A 19,400-nucleotide genomic window follows, 5' to 3' on the forward strand; every position below is an offset into this window, starting at 1 on the left:
CTAGCCGCCACCGGGCGGGCCGGCGGCGGACCTTAACCGTCCCTTAGCCCCGTCCAAAGCTCGGGCCAACCGCCGATCGGGGAGACTCGGGGGATGCGCCGCCGTTCGTTCCTCGCCGTCGCCGGGTGGCTGGCCACCGCCGCCGTCGCCACCCTGATCGGGGTGGCCGCGATCCGGTGGGTGGGCGAGAGCATCGCCGGCACCCCGGGCGGGGTGCTCAGCCAGGAGGAGGTCGAGCGCGCCCTGGCCTCCCCCGCCGCACCGGGCGGATCCGCGCCGGCGGCGACCGGCACCGGCGGGCCGTCGCCGGCGGCGGGCGGCTCGTCCCCGGCGGGAACGCGTCGGGCCTTCGCGACGACGGGTGGCAGCGCGGTGGCCGAGTGCGGGCCGGGCGGGGCGCGGCTGGTCTCCTGGACGCCCGTACCGGGCTACCGGGTCTCGGGCGCGGAGCCGGGGCCGGACGACGACGTGGAGGTGACCTTCACCGGCCCGTCCGGCGGGTTCGAGCTGAAGGTGCGCTGCGTGGGTTCGGAGCCGGTGTCGGCCGAGGACGACGACTGAGCGTTCCGCCGCAGGTCAGTGAGGGTGTGGACGGCGGCGACTGTCCGTGATCGGACACCCGTCGCGGTGGTTGCGGGCGGCTGCGGCGACATACGTTCGACCACAAAGGGTGCCGATCGCCGCTGATCCCCCTGAGCCACCACAACTGCCTCATCGCCGCCCCGAGCAGGGGCCACGAGGGAGGACCGAGATGTCCAGCTTCAGACCTCGGCGCGCGCCGGCGGCGCAGCCCGGGCCGAGGGACGACGACGCGACCCGGGCAGACGCGGAGACCACCACCTGCGCCGGCGTCGGTCTGCCCGCGACCGCACGGGTCCTCTTCGCTGTGGTGCACGCCAGCGGCGGCCTGGCGCGCGGGCTGGGCGTGGCCACCGCGAGCCGGCTGGCGACCGGGATGTACCAGGTGGTGTTCGATCAGGACGTCACGGCCGCCGGCTACGTCGGCACCGTCGGCCTGCCCGGCAGCACGGGCGTCGCGCCCTGCGGAAAGATCGTGGTCGCCGGGCGTACCGGCATTCCGAACGCCGTCTTCGTCTCCACCTTCGCCGACGACGGCCGCCCGGCCGACCGCCCGTTCCACCTGGCGGTGTTGGCCTGACGCCCACCTGGCGGTGTGGGCCTGACGCGCCCGGGCCGGCCGGCGGCACAGGTCCCGCCGGGCCCGGGCCCGGACACGAGCGCGCGGCGCCGTCCGGATCCCGGGGATCGAACGTCGCCGCGCTCTGGCCGTCTCCCACCATCGCAGCCGTACGGCGGTACGCCGGCGGGGACCTGGCTCGACCGGCCACCGTGCACCGGCTACTTCCTCGATCCCCCTCCGTCCGGGATCGAAACCCCCGACGAGTGGCGAATTCCACCATCTGCGGGTCCCGGCGTGGTCCCGGGCCTGAGCGGGTATGTGCGTGGGCATGGAGCATTTCACGATCGCGACCGTCGCCGAGAAGAGCCCGGATTTCCGGCGGGTGCTGTGGACCGGTGAGCACACCCAGTTGGTGATCATGACGATCCCGCCGGGCGGTGAGATCGGCGAGGAGGTCCACGAGGGAATCGACCAGATCCTGACCTTCGTCAGCGGTACGGGCGAGGCCCGGGTGGCGGGGGAGAAGCGCGAGGTCGTGCAGGGCGACCTGGTGGTGGTGCCGGCCGGCACGAAGCACAACTTCGTCAACACCGGCCCCAACCCGCTGGTGCTCTACACCGTCTACGGCCCGCCCGAGCACGCCGACCAGGCGGTGCACCGCACCAAGGAGGAGGCCGACGCGGCGGAGGCCGCCGGGGAGGACGAGCCGCCCACCTCCTGACCGTCCCCGCGCCCGCGCCGCCTGAGCCGGCCGGAACCGGGTACCCGCAGCGGGTGGAGCAGCTGGCGATCTCCGACTACGGGTTCCTCTCCGACTGCCGGTCGGGCGCCCTGATCGGTCGGGACGGTTCGATCGACTGGTGGTGTCCGGACCGGTTCGACTCCCCGTCTGTCTTCGGCCGCCTGCTCGACCCGGACGCCGGCCACTGGCGGCTGGCACCCACCGCCGCCGGGCTGCCCGGACACCGGGTGGAGCGGGCGTACGTGGCCGACACGCTGGTGCTGCGCACGGTGCACCACACGCCGGAGGGGAGCGTCGCGGTCACCGACGCGCTCGCCGCCGAGTTCGGCGCCCGCGGGCACCAACTGGGGATGAACTCCCCGGCCGTGCTGCTGCGGGTCGTCGAGGGACTGACCGGGCGGGTGCGGATGTCGCTCGACTTCCGTCCCCGCCCGGAGTACGGCCTGCTCACCCCGTACCTGCACGAGCAGCCCGACGGCGCGGTGCTGGCCGCGGCGGGCCCGGTGGTGCTGACCCTGCGCACCGGCGGGATCCCACCGCACGTCGACTCCGACCGGGTCCGGCAGGAGTTCGAGGTCGCCGCCGGGCAGGTGGTCGGCCTCGACGTCGCGTACGGGCAGGCGTACGGGTCGGCGCCGGTCCGGCTGGAGCCGGTGGTCGCGCTCGCCGAGACGGTGCAGGCCTGGCAGGCGTACCGGGAGTCGCACCACTACGACGGCCGCTACCCCGAGCAGGTCCGGCACAGCGCGACCGTGCTCACCGGCCTCACGTACGCCCGCAGCGGCGCGGTGGTCGCCGCCCCGACGACGTCGCTGCCGGAACGCGTCGGCGACGACCGCAACTACGACTACCGCTACTCCTGGCTGCGCGACTTCGCGATGACCCTGCGCGCCCTCTGGGTGGCGGCCTGCCCCGCCGAGGCGTCCCGGCTCTTCGCCTGGGCGGCCCGCTCGATCGGCCGGGTCGGCCCCGAGCCCGTGCCGGTGCTCTTCGGCCTGGAGGGGGAGCGGGACGTCTCCGAGTACGAGTGCGCCCACCTGCGCGGCTACGGCGGCAGCCTGCCGGTGCGGATCGGCAACGACGCCTGGCGGCAGCGCCAGCTCGACGTGCCGGGCGAGGTGATCTCGGCGGTCTGGCAGCTGCGCGACCACCTGGGCGAGGCGTTCGACACGGAGTTGCGCGAGATGGTGCTGGGCCTGACCGAGCAGGTGGCCGCGACCTGGCACCTGCCCGACCGGGGCATCTGGGAGACCCGCGACGCCGACCGGCACTACCTGACGTCGAAGGTGTTCTGCTGGGTGGCGCTGGACCGGGCGGTGACGCTCGCGCCCCGCCTCGGCGACCGGGCCGACCCCCGGCGCTGGGCGGGGATCCGCGACGAGATCCGGGCCGTCGTGCTGCGCGACGGCTGGCACGAGCGGACCGGCGCGTTCGGCGGCGCGTTCGGCTCGCCGGACCTGGACGCCTCCGTGCTGCTGCTGCCGCTGGTGGGGTTCCTGCCGGCGACCGACGCGCGGATGCGCGCCACCGTCGAGGCGGTCGAACGCGAGCTGGGCGCCGGCAACGGTCTCCTCCGCCGCTGGGGCACCGACCCGGCGGGGTTCCTGCCCTGCTCGTTCTGGCTGGTGGAGTACCTGGCGATGGCCGGTGAGCGGGACCGGGCCGAGGCGCTCTTCGCACGGCTGCTCGGGCACGCCAACGACGTCGGGCTGTTCAGCGAGCAGATCGACCCGCGCTCCGGCGCGCAGCTCGGCAACACCCCGCAGGCGCTGTCGCACATCGGCCTGGTCAGCGCGGCCTGGCGGCTGACCGACCCCGGCACCGAGTGACGGCGGGGTCGGCGCGTCAGGCGGGCAGCACCGGTACGCCGCTGACGTCCACCGTCTCCGGGTACTTCACGCCCGCCCCGGTGTTGAGCACCACCACGCGTTCGCCGGCCCGGATCCAGCCGCCGGCGCGCAGGTGCCGGGCGGCGGTCAGGCAGGCGGCCCCCTCCGGGCAGAGCAGCAGGCCCTCGCGGGCGGCGAAGTCCCGCAGGTCGGCGAGGATCTCGGCGTCGTCCACGGCGATGGCGGTGCCGGCGCTGGCGCGCAGCGCGTCGAGGATCAGCTCGTCGCCGAGCGGGGCGGGCACGGTGATGCCGAACGCGACGGTGTGCGCGTCGGCCCAGGGGCGGGCCCGCCGCTCGCCGGCGGCGAAGGCGCGCACGATCGGCGCGCACCCCGTCGACTGCACCGCTACCAGGCGGGGCAGCCTGTCGGAGATCCAGCCCAGTTCGCGCAGCTCGTGCAGCGCCTTCTGGATGCCGATCAGGCCGACCCCGCCGCCGGTGGGATAGATGATCACGTCCGGCACCTGCCAGCCGAGCTGCTCGACGATCTCGTACCCCATCGTCTTCTTGCCCTCGAGCCGGTACGGCTCCCGCAGCGTGCCGGCGTCGAAGACCGCGCCGCCGGAGTCGGCGACCAGCCCCGCGACCAGCCGGCCCGCGTCGCTGATCAGCCCGTCGACCAGGCGCAGGTCGGCCCCGGCGGCCACGCACTCGCGGCGGCAGATGGTGGGGGCGTCCAGCGGCATGACGATGGTCGCGCCCAGCCCGGCCCGCGCGGCGTAGGTGGCCCAGGCCGCGCCCGCGTTGCCGTTGGTGGGCATGGCGATGCGCGTCACGCCCAGCTCGCGGGCCCGGCTGACGCCGACCGCCGCGCCGCGCGCCTTGAACGAGCCGGTCGGGGTCAACCCCTCGTCCTTGACCAGCAGGTCCGCGATGCCGATCTCCGCGCCGTAGTTCGGGGTGCGCAGCAGCGGCGTCCAGCCCTCGCCCAGCGTGGTCTCGTGCCGGGGGTCGGCTACCGGCAGCAGCTCCCGGTAGCGCCACAGGTCGGCCGGGCGCAACGGGAACCGTTCCGGGGTGAGCACCTTCGCCACCGCCGCCAGGTCGTAGCGCGCCAGCAGCGGGGAGCCGCAGTCGCAGAGATTTGTCAGCTTGGTGGCGTCGTGCTCCCGCCCGCAGCGCGGGCACTCCAGGTGCGTCAGGTACACGATGCTCCTCGCCGTCTCAGCTCGGGTCTCGGCTCGCGTCGATGCTCAACCAGCGCCGGCTGCGCCGGCCCGGCTCGTAGACCGAGTCCAGGCGCTTCGCCACCACGCCGGGCAGCCCCTGCTCCCGCCCGGTCCGCAGCGCCTCCCGGCCGGCACCCGGGAACCAGGGCGGAGTCTGCCAGTGCCCACCGGTGAGCGCCAGGGCGTCGAGCAGCTCGCGGCGCTGCGCGTACGGCAGGTCGACGCTGCTCACGCCCTCCATCCAGAGCAGATCGAAGATCAGGTACTGGGCGTCGGGGGTGCGGCGTCCGCCGCGTGCCGGCCGCACCCGGCCGGCGGTGTCGATGCGGACGAGGACGCCGTCCAGCACGACCTCCGTGGGCGCCAGCTCCTCGGCCAGCTCCCGCAGCCAGGGGTACGCGCCGGAGACGTCCTCGTCGTCCTCCGCGAGCAGCCGCAGCCGCCCGCCCGAGACGTACGCGAGGGCGCGCACCCCGTCCCAGCGCAGCTCGTAGCCCCACCGCGCCTCGTCCGCCGGCAGCTTCGCCGCCCGGGTGGGGTGCATCGGGGGGAGCAGCTCCGGCATGCTCGTCCAGCCCTCCGGGGGCGGGTCGGTGCGGCGGACCATCCAGTCCCGTCCACCCTTGCCGCCGGTGGCGAACAGGACGTACCGCCCTCTGGTGCGCTCGCCGTCGAGCACGACGATCACCTCGTCGTCGCGCCACTTCTCGCAGTGGTAGGTGCCCCGGTCGTGCACGGTCATCCGCCCGCCGCCGTACTCGCCGGCCGGGATCTCGCCGTGGAAGTCGAGGTATTCCATCGGGTGGTCCTCGGTGTGCACCGCGAGGTGGTTGCGGCCGGTGTCGCGGGGCAGCCCGCGGGGCACCGCCCAGGAGGCCAGCACCCCCTCGTGCTCCAGCCGCAGGTCCCAGTGCAGGCTCCGGGCGTGGTGCTGCTGGATGACGAAGCGGGCCGTGCCGTCGGCGGGCCGCCCGCGTCGCGGGGGCCGTTCCGGCACCGGCTCCGGGGTGCGCGCCGCGTCCCGTCTGCGCCGGTACTCCTCCAGCGGGTCAGCCACACCCGCATTCTCCGGCAATCCGCGCCGACCCGCCGGCCGCCCGCGTGTCCGGTTCGGCGGGCATGGGGTAGGTCAGCCCGGGTAAGACCCGGGGCATGGACCACGACGACCAGCCCACCGTCACGCTCCCCGGCGACGTGCGGATGCCCCTGCTGGGCTTCGGCACCTGGCAGGCCACCGGCCAGGCCGGGTACGACGCGGTGCTCGCCGCGCTCGACGCCGGCTACCGGCACGTCGACACCGCCACGATGTACGGCAACGAGGAGGAGGTCGGCCGGGCGGTCCGGGAGAGCGGGCTACGCCGCGAGGACGTCTTTCTCACCACGAAGCTGCCGCCGGACCGGGTGGGGCGGGAGCGGGAGACGATCGAGGCGAGCCTGGCCGCACTCAGCGTCGACCAGGTCGACCTGTGGCTGGTGCACTGGCCGCCGGCGAACCCCGCGGACAACATCCCCGTCTGGCGGGAGATGCTCGCCGCCCGGGACGAGGGGCTCGCGCGCGCCGTCGGGGTGAGCAACTACGCCACGGGCCAGCTCGACGAGCTGATCCAGGCGACCGAGGAGAACCCGGCCGTCAACCAGATCCGGTGGAGCCCTTCGTTGTACGACCGCCAGCGGCACCGGGAGCACCGGGACCGGGGGGTGGTGCTGGAGGGCTACAGCCCGTTCAAGACCAGCGACCTCGCCGACCCGGTGCTGACCCGCATCGCCGCCGCGCACGACGTCTCCCCGGCCCAGGTGGTGCTGCGCTGGCACATCGACCACGAGATCGTGGTCATCCCCAAGTCGGTGACCCCGGAGCGGATCCGCGTCAACGCCGACGTCTTCGGCTTCTCGCTGACCGCCGAGGAGATGCGCGACATCGACGCGCTCGGCAACCCCTGACGGACCCCTTCCGGCCACTGTGGCGGTGGCCCGGTCCGGGTGCCGGACCCGGACCGGATTTGCCAAATTCCTTCAGCCTGAATAGGGGCGATGAAGGGTATCGACATAGATGCTCGTGACGATATACCGTGCGCGTCACCAGTTCATCGATGAGTCGGAACCCCTCCGCCCTTGTCTGAAGGAGCGCCATGAACGCGTCACGACCCGCCCGTCTCCCCCGACGTGGGGTGCTGGGCATGTCGGCCCTGGTGGCCACCGCGGTGGCCGTAGCCGCCAAGCCCGCCGCGGCGAGCGCCGCGCCGCTCGCCGCTCCGAAGGCCGAGTGCCTCGCCGACCTGCTCGGGGAGTCCTGATGGCCACCATTCCCTGGCTGGTGGACGTCCTGCGGGGAGCGGGCGTCCAGGTCGTGACCCACGGCGACTGGCTGAACCGGATGCGCCCGGGCGACTTCAACCCGATCGGCGTGCTCTGGCACCACACCGCCGCCACCTCCAGCGCCAGCAACCCGCACCCGGCGCTCAACATCTGCATCAACGGCCGGTCCGACCTGCCCGGCCCGCTGTGCCAGGCGCTGGTCGACTACCACGGCGTCTTCCACGTCATCTCCGCCGGGCGCTGCAACCACGCGGGCGTCAGCCGGGGCAGCGGGCCGATCCCCGCCGGCGACGGCAACACGCTGATGATCGGCTGGGAGATCGACTACAACGGGGTCAACCAGGAGATGACGGCGGCGCAGTACAACGCGTCGATCGCCGCCACGGCCGCCGTGCTCAAGCGGCTGGGCAAGGACGCCAGCTACGCCCGGGGCCACCGCGAGACGAGCACCACGGGCAAGATCGACCCGTCCTTCATCGACCTGAACTCGATGCGCGCGGACGTGGCCGCGAAGATGGCGGGCGGCAGCACCTGGAGCGCCGTGGTGGACAACTCCACCGCCGGACGCTTCACCGCCAGCGCCAACTGGGGCACCTCGTCGTACTCGGCCCAGCGCTACGGCACCGACTACCGCTTCGCGAACCCGGTCGCCGCCAGCGACGCCGCCTGGTACAAGTTCAACGTCCCGGCGACCGCGAACTACCGGGTCGACGCCTGGTGGCCGGCGGTCAGCGGCTACAACTCCGCCACCCCGTACATCGTGTCCACCACGACCGGAAACCGGACGATCATCGTCGACCAGCGGGTCACCGGCGGACAGTGGCGCAGCCTCGGCACCTTCACGCTGCCGGCCGGGGACGCCAACCGGGTCGCGGTCAGCCGGTGGAGCTCGGCCCCGGGCCTCGTCATCGCCGACGCCGTCCGGCTCACCCGGGTCTGAGCCGGCCAGCCCCGCGTGACGTCCGCCAGGCCCGGGGGTGGCCTGGCGGACGTCGCGTCTCTCCGGCCGTACGCGGCGACCCCTGGGGACTCGGATCGCGGCGGCGCCGGGACCGGTGACGCGGGGGCGTACTGCCCCCGCGTCGGCGTCCGGAGGGCGTCAGGTCAGGACCGGGAGCAGGGCACCCCGTTGAGGGTGAAGCTCGTCGGCGACGAGTACGCCCCGCTCAGCGTGCCCTGGTAGCCGAAGCTGGCGGTGCCGCCCGGGGCGAGCGAGCCGTTCCAGCTGATGTTGCGCGCGGTGACCGCCGAGCCGCTCTGGCTCACCGTGGCGTTCCACGCGCTGGTGACCTGCTGCCCGGCGGGCAGGTTGTAGTTCAGCGTCCAGCCGTTGATCGCGTTGGACCCGGTGTTGGTGATCTGCACGTCGGCGGTGAAGCCGTTGTTCCAGGAGTTCGGCGTGTACTTCACGGCGCACCCGTTGCCGCCGGGCGGGGGAGTGCTCGGCGGGGGCGTGGTGGGCGGTGCGGTCGTGGGCGGCGGGTTGCCCCCGCCGTTGACCGCGGCCGAGAACGAGGTCACGGCGAGCCCGGCGCCGCCCTGCCACGGCTCGAAGCCGGCCTGGATGCTGGTCAGGTACCAGGAGCTGGTGATCGCGCCCCGGTTGCGGGTGTCGTTGATGAACGCCAGCAGGTTGAGGTTCGCGCTGCTGATCGCCGACGGCGCCAGGTACGAGATGACGTTGTTGGAGCCGTTGCTGCCGCGCCAGACCTCCCAGCTGCGGCCGTCGATGGTGGCGGTGCCGACCGGGGAGCCGATGGGCTGGATCGGGCCCTGCCGGTTCAGCCAGATCATGATCTCCATCTGGTTCACCCCGTCGCGCTTGGGCGAGGGGTCCAGCCAGATGTCGTACGAGGCGTTGTAGACGGCGTTGCTGACGTACCGGTAGGAGATGTTGCTCGTGGCGCTGCTGATCTGGCTGACCTGGATCGGCAGGTTGGTGCCGGGGGAACAGTTGGTGTAATGGCAGCCGAGGAAGACCGACGGGTACGCCGTCGGCGCGCCGTTGGTCGGGTTGCTGCCGTTCTGGGTGGTGATCTCGAAGCCGCTGTCGGTCACGTTGATGCACTGCTGGGCGGTGGTGCCCCAGCGGTTGTTCTGCACCACGTAGCGGCCCTGGATGGTGGTGGAGCCGTACTGCTCGCAGATCTGGGTGTCGGCGCTGGCGGTGCCGCCGAGGGCCACGGCGACGATCGAGCCGGTGGCGAGCAGCGCGGCCGCCGCGAGGGCCCGGAGTGGACGTTTCATGATGCTCCTTCGGCTTCGGCGCGGGACGCCGGACGGAGTCGGCCGGTGGGCGCGGGAGCGCTCCCACATTTCTTCGACACATTTACACCTCTGAAACCGTGGCGCAACGGGGCCGGGGTATTGGAGAGGTAAGTGAGGTTTGTCACGCCCGATCCGGTCGGCGGGCAGGTGGTCCTTCGAAGCAGCGGGGAGCGCCGCCGAGGAATGTTTCCGCTGGGACGATTGGCTCTGGTGTGTGCCGATAGCGCCGAGTAGTGTCTTGCCTCCAACGCGTGCCGAACCCCTCCGGAGGCGTACACCACCATGGGTGGCTCCCCCCTGCGCATCCTCGTCGTCGGCGCGGGCATCGCCGGCCTGGCCGTGGCCCGGGCGCTGCGGATGGCCGGCTTCCGGCCCGACGTCACCGAGAGGCTGCCCCCGGGGGAGAACGCCGAGACCGGTCTCTACCTGCCCGGCAACGCGGCCCGGGCGCTGTGCCGGCTCGACCTCGACGGGCCCGTCCGCCCGCTCGGGCGCGTCATCCACCGGCAGCGGTTCCTCGACGCCGCCGGGGCACCGCTGTGCGAGGTGGACCTCGACGCCCTCTGGTCCGGCGTCGGCGAGTGCCGGGCGCTGCCCCGGGCGGAACTGCACCGGGTGCTGCTCAGCGGCGCGGGCGGCGCCGTCCGGCACGGCGCCGAGGTGCGCACCCTCGACCTGCTGCCGCGCTCCGTCGGCGTCACCTTCGTCGACGGCACCGCCGCCGAGTACGACCTCGTCGTCGGCGCCGACGGCCCGCGCTCCTCGATCCGGGCCCTGGCCGCGCTCGGCGGCCCGCCCCGGCCCGCCGGTCAGGTCGTCTACCGCGCCGTGGTGCGCGACGGACCGCCGGTGGCCGAGTGGACCGCGCTGCTCGGTCAGCGCGCCGGCTTCCTGGTCGTACCCTTCGGCGCCGGGCGGCTGCACTGCTACGCCGACGAGGCCGGCACCACCGCGCCGGCAGACCCGGCGGCCCGGCTGCGCGAACTGTTCGGCGGCTACGGCGGACCGGTGCCCGCCGTGCTGGAGGTGCTGGACCGGGTGCACGTCGGCGTCACCGAGGAGGTGGAGCTGGGGCGCTGGTCCCGGGGGCGGGTGCTGCTCGTCGGGGACGCCGCGCACGCCACCGCGCCGACGCTCTCGCAGGGCGCGGCGATGGCGTTGGAGGACGCCGTGGTGCTCGCCGAGTCCCTCCGGGCGACCGGGAGCGACGTGGAGTCGGCACTGGCGGCGTACGAGAGTCGTCGTCGTCCCCGTACGCGCTGGGTGCGGGACCGGACCCGGGACCGCAACCGGACCCGGGACGTGCCGCCGGCGCTGCGCGATCCGCTGCTGCGCGGACGCGGCGCGCGCATCTTCGGCGAGCACTACCGGCTGCTGCTCGGCCCGCTGTGACGCCGGCGACCGGGAGCCCTCCGCGGCGGGGCGCGGCAGGCTACCCGACCACCCCACGCGGCGCAGCCACCTGCCGGGGACTATCCTCCTTGCGGATGACGGCCCGCAGATAACCAGCGCGTGCCGAGCGGGACAACCCAGAACCGGAGGCCACTCGTGACCACCGTCGCACCCAAGCCGGTCGTGACCCGGCCCTGGCCGGTCCGAGCGCCGGTCAAGGGGTCGGCCATCGCGCGGCTGCTGCGTACCACGGACGCGAAGCAGATCGGGATCATGTACATGGTCACCGCGTTCGTGTTCTTCATGATCGGCGGCCTGATGGCCCTGATCATGCGGGCCGAGCTGGCCCGACCCGGGCTGCAGTTCCTGTCGCCCGAGCAGTACAACCAGCTGTTCACCATGCACGGCACGATCATGCTGCTGTTCTTCGCGACGCCGATCGTGTTCGCCTTCGCGAACTACGTGGTGCCGCTGCAGATCGGCGCCCCCGACGTGGCGTTCCCCCGGCTGAACAGCTTCGCCTACTGGCTGTTCCTGCTCGGCGGCTCGATGACGATGGTCGGCTTCCTCACCCCGGGTGGGGCCGCCGACTTCGGCTGGACCGCCTACGCGCCGCTGAGCTCCGTCGAGCACGCGCCCGGCGTGGGCGCGAACCTGTGGGTCGTCGGCCTGGTCATCTCCGGCCTCGGCTCGATCCTCGGCGCGGTCAACCTGATCACCACGATCCTGACCCTGCGCGCGCCCGGCATGACGATGTTCCGGATGCCGATCTTCACCTGGAACATCCTGGTCACCGGCCTCCTGGTGATCCTGGTCTTCCCGCTGCTGGCCGCCGCGCTGATGGCGCTGGCCGCCGACCGCCTGCTGGGAGCCCACGTCTACGACCCGGCGACCGGCGGGCCGATGCTCTACCAGCACCTCTTCTGGTTCTTCGGCCACCCCGAGGTGTACATCATCGCGCTGCCGTTCTTCGGCATCATCTCCGAGATCATCCCGGTCTTCTCCCGCAAGCCGATCTTCGGCTACAAGGGCCTGGTCGCCGCGACCATCGCCATCGCCGGCCTGTCGATGAGCGTCTGGGCGCACCACATGTTCGCCACCGGCCAGGTGCTGCTGCCGTTCTTCAGCTTCCTGAGCTACCTGATCGCCGTGCCGACCGGTATGAAGTTCTTCAACTGGATCGGCACGATGTGGCGCGGCCAGATCAGCTTCGAGACGCCGATGCTCTTCTCGATCGGCTTCCTGGTCACCTTCCTCTTCGGTGGTCTGACCGGTGTGCTGCTGGCCAGCCCGCCGCTCGACTTCCACCTGCACGACTCGTACTTCGTGGTGGCCCACTTCCACTACGTGCTCTTCGGCACGATCGTGTTCGCCGTCTTCGCCGGCATCTACTTCTGGTTCCCGAAGATGTTCGGCCGGATGCTCGACGAGCGGCTGGGCAAGGTGCACTTCTGGCTGACCATGATCGGCTTCCACACCACGTTCCTGGTGCAGCACTGGCTGGGCAACGAGGGCATGCCGCGTCGGTACGCCGACTACCTGCCCGGTGACGGCTTCACCACGCTGAACATGATCTCCACGATCGGCGCGTTCATCACCGGCATCTCGACCCTGCCGTTCATCTGGAACTGCTGGAAGTCGTACAAGGCCGGCCCGGTGGTCGAGGTCGACGACCCGTGGGGTCACGGCAACTCGCTGGAGTGGGCGACCAGCTCCCCGCCGCCGCTGCGCAACTTCGACCGGATGCCGCGGATCCGCTCCGAGCGGCCGGCGTTCGACCTCAAGTTCCCGGAGCTGGCCGCCGGCGGCCAGAGCCTGGCCGGCCCGCCGGAGGGCGGCGCCAAGCCGCTGACCAGCGAGTCCGACGGTGGCGCCAGCTACCGCGAGGACACCGCGAGCGACGCCGACCGGCGCTGACGCTCCGCACCGCGCACGACAGGCGCCACCCCACCCGGGGTGGCGCCTGTTCGCGTTGGGCACCCGGTGTGGCGCCCGTGCGCGTTGCCGAGAGGTGCGCCCGCAGCGGCGCTGACGGCGCAGGCCCGGCGCCGCCCTGCCCCGCGCCTGACCGTGGAACTCCCGCACGCCCCCCAGGGTCAGCACCCCGAACTCCTGCGGAGCTTCACAGAACCGCCAGTGCCGGGCCGGTCCGCGCCCAGCACGGAATGGTCGGGTCTGATTGCGGTCCCGGTGGCGTTCCGGGAAGACGTGGAAGGCGCGTGAAGTTGCTGGCCCATGACCGCCGAAAAGCTGATACCTCTGCGGCATAAAAATACCTGTGTGGTATCGGCGTATGTGGACTACACCGCCGTCGTCGAGGCCCGGCGCAGCCGGTCACGGCTCGTGAAGCAGACCGCGGCTGTCGGGGCGGGCCGAGATCGGCGACGCCGCCGGCGCCATGCGTAGCGCCGGGCACCTGCGCGTCGACTCAAGAGTCGCCGGCCCGGGCGCTGGGCTCGGGGCGCGTCTCAGCTGACGGGGGCCGGAGCGGTGGGCGCTGGGGCGCGTCTCAGCTGGCGGGGGCCGGAGCGGCGGGGGCGAGTTCGGGGGCGGGTGTGCGGGCGGCGGCGGTGCGGCGGCGGCGCAGCTCGATCGGGAGCACGGCCAGCGCCACCAGCGCGCCGACCGCCCCGGTGACCGCGAAGCCCCAGGCCGGCGCGGAGGCGTCGATGACGGCGCCCGCGAGGGGCGCGCCCACCGCCATGCCGACCGTGACCGCCGAGCCGTGCAGGCCCATCGCCTCGCCGCGTACGGCGGCGGGAACCAGTCGACTGACCGCGTCCGAGGTGGCCGCGATGGTGGGTGCGCAGAGCGCCCCGGCGGGGATCAGCGCCAGGCAGAGCAGCCACCAGTGCGCCCCGCCCAGCCCGACCGGGATGGTGCAGAGGCTGAGCGCGGCCATCAGGGCCAGCGGCGGGAACGAGCGGGTGACCGCCCCGTACGCGAAGCCGCCGGCCAGCGAGGCGACGGCCCAGACGGCGAGGACGGCGCCCGTCCACCCGACGTCGCCGCTCTCCCGCAGCACGGCGACCACGGCCACGTCGGTGCCGCCGAGCACGAGCATGCCGGCGGCGCTCACCGCCAGCACGGCGAGCAGGCGCGGGGTGAGCCACGACCGGCGAGGCACCCGCGGCTGCGGCCCGGCCGGCTCGCCCCCGGCCCGGGTGGGCGGGTTCAGCACCCAGAACGCGACCCCGGCGGCGACGATGCCGGCACCGACCAGGTAGAGCGTGGTGCGCGCGGAGATCGCGGTGACCCCCGCCACGGCCAGCGCGGGACCCACCATGAACGACAGCTCCACCGACATCGAGTCCAGCGCGTACGCGGGGCGGCGCCGCTCCGGCGGCACCAGCGCGGCGATGGACTGCCGGATCACGGAGAAGATCGGCAGGGCGAGCGAACCGGCCAGGAACGCGGCGGGAAGCAGCACCGGGTACGGCAGCGTCGGCGCGGTGGACCAGAAGGCGGCCTCGGCGACCGCGGTCAGTACGAGCACCGACCGCAGGCCGCGCCGGTCCACCAGGCGACCGAGCAGCGGGCCGCCGATGGCGGCGCCCACGGTGATCGCCGCACCGACGAGCCCGGCCGCGCCGTAGCCGCGCCCGAGATCGAGCACGACGTAGAACGTCAGGGTCACCCCGGTGGCGGTGAGCGGGACGCGGGCGAGCACCGACACCAGCAGCAACGACCGGAGACCGGGCAGGGCGAGCGCCTCCCGGTAAGGCTTCAGGTTCATGTCGGTGCGTACCTCCGCCGGACATCCTCGGCCGGAGGTACGACACCCGCCAGCGAATTACCGCCTCATGCGGCCCTGATCACAGGCGCACCGCGCATGGCGACCCCGGCCCCCTCCATCGCGCGCAGCGCCACGTCGGTGGTGTCCGGGGCGACCGCGGCGGTCAGGTCCAGCAGCACGGTGGTGGCGAAGCCCTCGCGGGCGGCGTCCAGGGCGGTGGCGCGTACGCAGTGGTCGGTGGCGATGCCCACCACGTCGACCCGGTCCACCCCGTGCCGGCGCAGCCAGTCGGCCAGGCACTCGCCGTCGCCGGCGTGCCCCTCGAAGCCCGAGTACGCGGCGGCGTGCTCGCCCTTGTGGAAGATCGCCTCGATCCGGTCGGTGGCCAGTTCGGGGTGGAACTCCGAGCCCGGGGTGCCCACCACGCAGTGCCGCGGCCAGGAGTCCACGAAGTCCGGCGGGTCGCCGAAGTGGGCCCCCGGGTCGACGTGGTAGTCCTTCGTCGCGACCACGTGGTCCCAGCGGCCCGGTTCGGCGGCGAGCAGCCGGGTGATCCCGGCCGCCACGCCCGCCCCGCCGCCGACGGCCAGCGAGCCGCCCTCGCAGAAGTCGTTCTGCACGTCCACGACGATCAGCGCGTTGCTCACCGTGGTGCTCCTTTCAGTCGGCCGGGACGACCGTGACCGGGATGGCCGGGTCGCCGGCGGAGAGCTTCAGCCCCTCCCAGGGGATGGAGATCAGGCACTGGCGCAGGTGTTCCCGGGACTCGTCCAGCGTCGGGCGCTCGACCGGCTCGCCGCCGGCGAGGAACGAGTGCTGGAGCAGCCGGTCGTTGGGTCGGGGGTCGGGCACGCCCTGCGGCACGACGATCTCCTCGGTGGCGGTGCCGGTCGGCTTGTGCCGGCGTACGGCCACCTTGCGGCCGCCGATGGTGGCCTTGTGCTCGGAGCGCTTGACCACCGGGCGGCCCTCGACCTCGACGAGCTTGTAGACCAGCCCGGCGGTGGGGGCGCCGGAGCCGGTGACGACGGCGGTGCCCGCGCCGTACATGTCGACCGGCTCGGCGGCGAGCGAGGCGATGGCGTACTCGTCGAGGTCGCCGGAGACAATGATCTTGGTTTCGGTGGCGCCCAGCGAGTCGAGCAGCTCGCGGGACTGCTGGGCGATCACCGCCAGGTCACCCGAGTCGATCCGCACGGCCCGCAGGTCCGGCCCGGCCACCGCGATCGCGTTGCGGATGCCCTGGCTGATGTCGTACGTGTCGACCAGCAGCGTGGTGTCCTTGCCCAGCGTGGCGACCTGCGAGGCGAACGCGGCCCGCTCGTCGGAATGCAGCAGCGTGAACGCGTGCGCGGCCGTGCCCGCGGTCGGGATGCCGTAGCGCCGCCCGGCGGCGAGGTTGGAGGTGAACCGGAACCCGGCCAGGTACGCGGCCCGCGCCGCGGCCACGGCCGCCTCCTCGTGCGCGCGCCGGGAACCCATCTCGATCAGGGTCCGCCCGCGCGCCGCGGTGACCATCCGCGCGGCGGCGGCGGCGACGGCGCTGTCGTGGTTGAGCACCGAGAGGATGAGCGTCTCCAGCACCACGCACTCGGCGAAGCCGCCGGAGACGGTGAGGATCGGCGAGCTGGGGAAGAACAGCTCGCCCTCGGCGTAGCCCTCGACGTCGCCGGTGAAGCGGTAGTCGCGCAGCCAGGCGGCGGCCCGCTCGTCGACCACCCCGGTACGCCGCAGGAAGTCGACCTCGTCGGCGTCGAAGCGGAAGTCGCGGATCAGCTCGATCAGCCGGCCGGTGCCGGCGACCACGCCGTAGCGCCGGCCGGCGGGCAGCCGACGGCTGAACACCTCGAAGACGCAGCGGCGGTCGGCGGTGCCGTCGCGCAGGGCGGCACTGACCATGGTCAGCTCGTAGTGGTCGGTCAGCAGCGCGGGGCGAAGGGTGCTCACCTCCCCAGCCTAGGGTTCACCCGCTCTCGCCGCCCTCGTGGCCCGGGATCGCCTGGAGGGCGGCCCGCAGCTCCGCCCGCCCGGCGACGCCGAGCTTGCCGTAGATGCGCTGGAGGTGGTTCTCCACCGTGCGGGCGGAGAGGAAGAGCCGCTCGGCGATGGCCCGGCTGGTCACCCCGTCGGCGGCGAGGCGCGCCACCTGCCACTCGCGCTCGCTCAGCGCCGGGCAGCCGGCCCGCAACGCCGGGGTGCGGATCAGATCGCAGCGGCTGAGCAGGGCCGCGAGGCGTTCGCGGGCCGGGGCCGCCGCCGGGGACCGCTGCCGGCGCAGCCGGTCCAGGGCGGCGGCCGTGGCCTCCACCGCGTAGACGGCCAGGTCCAGCGCGTCGAAGCCGTCGGCGACCGCCAGCAGCTCGTCGGCGGAGCCGCCCACGGCGGCCCGGGCGTGCCGGGCGAGCAGCGGCGGCAGCACCCCGTCGACCCGTTCGGAGAGCTCGGCGAGCCGCTGCGCGACGGTGCGCCGGCTGCCGTCGGAGCAGGTCGGCCCGAGCGGCGCGGCCGCCTGGCCCAGCCGGACCAGGTCGTGCAGCACGTGCACCTCGTGGCCGGCGAGGCCGTCCGCGCGCAGCCGGTCGGCGAGCCCGGTCAGGTGCTTGACGGCGCCGGACACGTCGCCCCCGGCGGCGAGCACGGCGCCGCGGGCCTGCTCCAGCCACGGGTAGAGCACGACCATGCCGGGGGCGTGGGTGCGGTCGGCCTCCGCCATGGCTTCCGCCGCCTGCGCGGCGTCGCCCCGCAGCGCCGCCGCCTGGGCGCGTTCGGCCTGGGCCAGGCCCGCGTACACCCGGCTGGTGGCGAGCACCGCGCAGGCGCCGAGGCTGGTGCGCAGCGCCGTGTCGCTCTGGCCGCGCAGCCGGGCCGCGTACGCCTGGAGGATGGCCAGGTAGCCGGTGCCGAGTCGGAAGTCCCCGGCGCCGGCCAGGTCGGCGAACTCGTCGGCCACGATGGCGTCGATGCCGGCCAGGTCGCCGGCGAGCGCCAGCCGGGTGCCTCGGGCCAGCTCCAGGGCCAGTTGCAGGTACGGCATGTCGCCCCGCCACCGGCCCGCCTCGGCCTGCACCTTGTTGATCGCGGTGGCGCTGCGGTGCAGCTGCCCCTGCGCCGCCTGGAGGTGGGCGATCGTGCTGCGGGCCAGTTCCCGGGCCGCGACGCTCGCGGCCGGCCGGTCCAGCACCGTCTGCCCGAGCCGCAGCGCGATGGCGGTGTCCAGCCGGTGCAGCCGCATGATGCCCTCGAAGGCCAGCACCCGCGCCTGGTCGGCGGAGTCGGCGAGGGTCGACCGGCGGGCCGCGATCTCCTCCACCGTGGACTCCCGGCTCAGCCCCCAGTAGCTGACCATGCCCCGCACGGTCAGCCAGCGGCTCAGCCGCCGGTCGCCCTCGATGTCGGTGGCGACCGCGTCCAGCACCTCGATCGCCTCGTCCGGGCGGTCGCCGAACATCAGGATGGTGGCCAGCAGCTCCGCCGCGTCGAAGCCGCCGCCCGCGTCGAGCGCCGCGCGGGCCAGCCGGGTCGCCAGCGGTACGTCGTAGCGGGCGAACGCCTGCCCGGCCGCGTCGAGCAGCAGGGCCGGATCCTGTGCGGTGCCTGAGTCGAGCCGCCAGACGGCCACCCGGAGCAGGTCGTCGCGGCGTCGCTTGCCGACCAGCTCCAGCAGCTCGGCGAGACGGGCCTGCAACCGCCGCGTCCGGCTCACCGGGCAGCGGCGGCGCATCACCTCGCCGTAGAGCGGGTGGGCCAGCCGCACGTTGGCCCGCCGGTCGTCGTGCTCCACGGCGATCAGCCCGCGCTCCTCGGCGGTCTCCACGTCCACCGGGTCGGCGGCCTGGTTGAGCAGGTGCAGCCCGAGCGGCTCGCCGAAGGCGACCAGCTCCACCACCCCGCGTACGCCCGAGGTGAGCTGGCCGATCCGGATGTCGATCAGGTCGGTCAGGTTGGGCGCCAGCTCCAGCCGGCCGGTCCACTTCCAGATTCCGTACGTGCGGGTCAGCTCACCGCGGTCGGCGGCGAACACCAGCTCGCGCAGCAGCAGCGGGTTGCCCTCGGAGAGCCGGCCGAGCCGGTCGGCGGAGGTGGCGTCGACCGGTCCCCGCAGGATCTCGGAGAGCAGCCGGGTGGTCTGGGCCGGCGGCAGCGGCTTCAGCTCGACGTGGTCGACCAGGCCGTCGGTCCACAGGGCCCGGATCGGCAGCGGGAGCTGCTCGCCGTCGCGCGAGGTGCCGACGACCGTGGCGTTGTCGGCCCGCGCGACGAGGTGCACCAGCGCCGCGGACGGCGGGTCGAGCAGGTGCGCGTCGTCGACCGCGAGCACGATGCGTCGGCCGGCGGCCTGCTGTTGCAGCACGTCCACCGCCCAGCGCAGGATGCCGGCGGGGGAGAGGCCGTGCGGCTGCTCGGTGGGGAGCACCTGGACGAGACCGCCGAAGGGGAGCGCGGCGGTGGTGGCGCTGGCCGCGATCGACCAGACGGCGTACCCGTCGCGCGGCAGGGCCGCCACCCCCTCGCGCAGCAGCCGGCTCTTGCCGATGCCCGCACTGCCGCAGAAGAAGAGGCCCCGCCCCTCCGCGCCGGTCACCGCCGACAGCAGACGGTTGAGCTCATCCGTACGGCCGACGAAACCCCACCGACTCATCGGGGCAGCATATCGACCGGAATCCGTCCGCGTGCACTTCGTCACGCACCGAAGTTGAGTAGTCTCGTGGTTACCCCTGAGTATTCGAAGTATTCGGTCCGGGGGC

16 protein-coding genes are annotated in these 19,400 nt (G+C 73.7%); 9 read left to right on the plus strand and 7 right to left on the minus strand.

Translation table 11 applies throughout. The features are described 5' to 3' along the window. Positions 1 to 93 precede the first annotated feature (93 nt). The 4 genes from CLT72_RS28375 to CLT72_RS28390 all read left to right on the plus strand — a co-directional run bounded on the left by CLT72_RS28375 (position 94) and on the right by CLT72_RS28390 (position 3,712). Complete coding sequence (locus tag CLT72_RS28375) at positions 94 to 561, plus strand: septum formation initiator (RefSeq protein WP_101414356.1); 468 nt, start codon at positions 94 to 96, stop codon at positions 559 to 561. 190 nt (positions 562 to 751) lie between these two features. Further along, positions 752 to 1,159 (plus strand): hypothetical protein, encoded by a 408-nt coding sequence (locus CLT72_RS28380; protein WP_101414357.1) that lies wholly within the window; start codon positions 752 to 754, stop codon positions 1,157 to 1,159. A gap of 310 nt (positions 1,160 to 1,469) precedes the next feature. Then, positions 1,470 to 1,862, plus strand: a complete 393-nt coding sequence (locus CLT72_RS28385; RefSeq protein ID WP_089001794.1) for a cupin domain-containing protein — start codon at positions 1,470 to 1,472, stop codon at positions 1,860 to 1,862. A 53-nt stretch (positions 1,863 to 1,915) separates the two neighbouring features. Beyond that, positions 1,916 to 3,712 (plus strand): glycoside hydrolase family 15 protein, encoded by a 1,797-nt coding sequence (locus CLT72_RS28390; protein WP_101414358.1) that lies wholly within the window; start codon positions 1,916 to 1,918, stop codon positions 3,710 to 3,712. A 16-nt stretch (positions 3,713 to 3,728) separates the two neighbouring features. On the opposite strand, the gene CLT72_RS28395 is transcribed toward CLT72_RS28390, so the two are convergent. Together CLT72_RS28395 and CLT72_RS28400 are read right to left on the minus strand one after the other, a co-directional pair. After that, positions 3,729 to 4,922: a threonine synthase gene (locus CLT72_RS28395; RefSeq protein ID WP_101414359.1), complete on the minus strand. Its 1,194-nt coding sequence runs from the start codon at positions 4,920 to 4,922 to the stop codon at positions 3,729 to 3,731. A gap of 16 nt (positions 4,923 to 4,938) precedes the next feature. Beyond that, a complete protein-coding gene (locus CLT72_RS28400; RefSeq protein ID WP_101414360.1) occupies positions 4,939 to 6,000 on the minus strand; it encodes a DNA polymerase ligase N-terminal domain-containing protein in 1,062 nt (353 codons plus the stop codon). Between the two features lie 95 nt (positions 6,001 to 6,095). Between CLT72_RS28400 and CLT72_RS28405 the strand changes: the two genes are divergently transcribed. The 3 genes from CLT72_RS28405 to CLT72_RS28410 all read left to right on the plus strand — a co-directional run bounded on the left by CLT72_RS28405 (position 6,096) and on the right by CLT72_RS28410 (position 8,199). Then, on the plus strand, positions 6,096 to 6,884 hold the full coding sequence (locus tag CLT72_RS28405) for an aldo/keto reductase (protein ID WP_101414361.1): 789 nt from the start codon (positions 6,096 to 6,098) through the stop codon (positions 6,882 to 6,884). A gap of 188 nt (positions 6,885 to 7,072) precedes the next feature. After that, positions 7,073 to 7,237, plus strand: coding sequence for a hypothetical protein (locus tag CLT72_RS32435; protein ID WP_172896572.1), 165 nt, complete (start codon positions 7,073 to 7,075; stop codon positions 7,235 to 7,237). Next, positions 7,237 to 8,199 (plus strand): golvesin C-terminal-like domain-containing protein, encoded by a 963-nt coding sequence (locus CLT72_RS28410; protein ID WP_089001789.1) that lies wholly within the window; start codon positions 7,237 to 7,239, stop codon positions 8,197 to 8,199. The genes CLT72_RS32435 and CLT72_RS28410 overlap by 1 nt, the downstream gene beginning before the upstream one ends. Before the next feature lie 164 nt (positions 8,200 to 8,363). On the opposite strand, the gene CLT72_RS28415 is transcribed toward CLT72_RS28410, so the two are convergent. Then, the gene (locus tag CLT72_RS28415) at positions 8,364 to 9,506 is read right to left on the minus strand and encodes a glycoside hydrolase family 12 protein (RefSeq protein WP_101414362.1); all 1,143 of its coding nucleotides are present in this window, start codon (positions 9,504 to 9,506) and stop codon (positions 8,364 to 8,366) included. 303 nt (positions 9,507 to 9,809) lie between these two features. Here CLT72_RS28415 and CLT72_RS28420 point away from each other — a divergent pair, with 303 nt between their 5' ends. Both CLT72_RS28420 and ctaD read left to right on the plus strand, forming a co-directional pair. Next, a complete protein-coding gene (locus CLT72_RS28420; RefSeq protein ID WP_101414363.1) occupies positions 9,810 to 10,919 on the plus strand; it encodes an FAD-dependent monooxygenase in 1,110 nt (369 codons plus the stop codon). Between the two features lie 156 nt (positions 10,920 to 11,075). After that, the gene (gene ctaD, locus CLT72_RS28425; protein WP_101414364.1) at positions 11,076 to 12,836 is read left to right on the plus strand and encodes an aa3-type cytochrome oxidase subunit I; all 1,761 of its coding nucleotides are present in this window, start codon (positions 11,076 to 11,078) and stop codon (positions 12,834 to 12,836) included. 592 nt (positions 12,837 to 13,428) lie between these two features. Here ctaD and CLT72_RS28430 read toward each other — a convergent pair. The 4 genes from CLT72_RS28430 to CLT72_RS28445 all read right to left on the minus strand — a co-directional run bounded on the left by CLT72_RS28430 (position 13,429) and on the right by CLT72_RS28445 (position 19,294). Beyond that, positions 13,429 to 14,655 carry an MFS transporter gene (locus CLT72_RS28430; protein ID WP_101414365.1) on the minus strand — a complete coding sequence of 409 codons (1,227 nt, stop codon included), beginning with the start codon at positions 14,653 to 14,655 and terminating at the stop codon, positions 13,429 to 13,431. A gap of 65 nt (positions 14,656 to 14,720) precedes the next feature. Further along, positions 14,721 to 15,302, minus strand: a complete 582-nt coding sequence (locus CLT72_RS28435; protein WP_101414366.1) for an isochorismatase family protein — start codon at positions 15,300 to 15,302, stop codon at positions 14,721 to 14,723. A 13-nt stretch (positions 15,303 to 15,315) separates the two neighbouring features. Next, a complete protein-coding gene (locus CLT72_RS28440) occupies positions 15,316 to 16,602 on the minus strand; it encodes a nicotinate phosphoribosyltransferase (protein ID WP_101414367.1) in 1,287 nt (428 codons plus the stop codon). Positions 16,603 to 16,618: 16 nt separating this feature from the next. Beyond that, on the minus strand, positions 16,619 to 19,294 hold the full coding sequence (locus CLT72_RS28445; RefSeq protein ID WP_101414368.1) for a LuxR C-terminal-related transcriptional regulator: 2,676 nt from the start codon (positions 19,292 to 19,294) through the stop codon (positions 16,619 to 16,621). Between the last annotated feature and the right edge of the window lie 106 nt (positions 19,295 to 19,400).

This window comes from Micromonospora sp. CNZ309 (assembly GCF_002846525.1).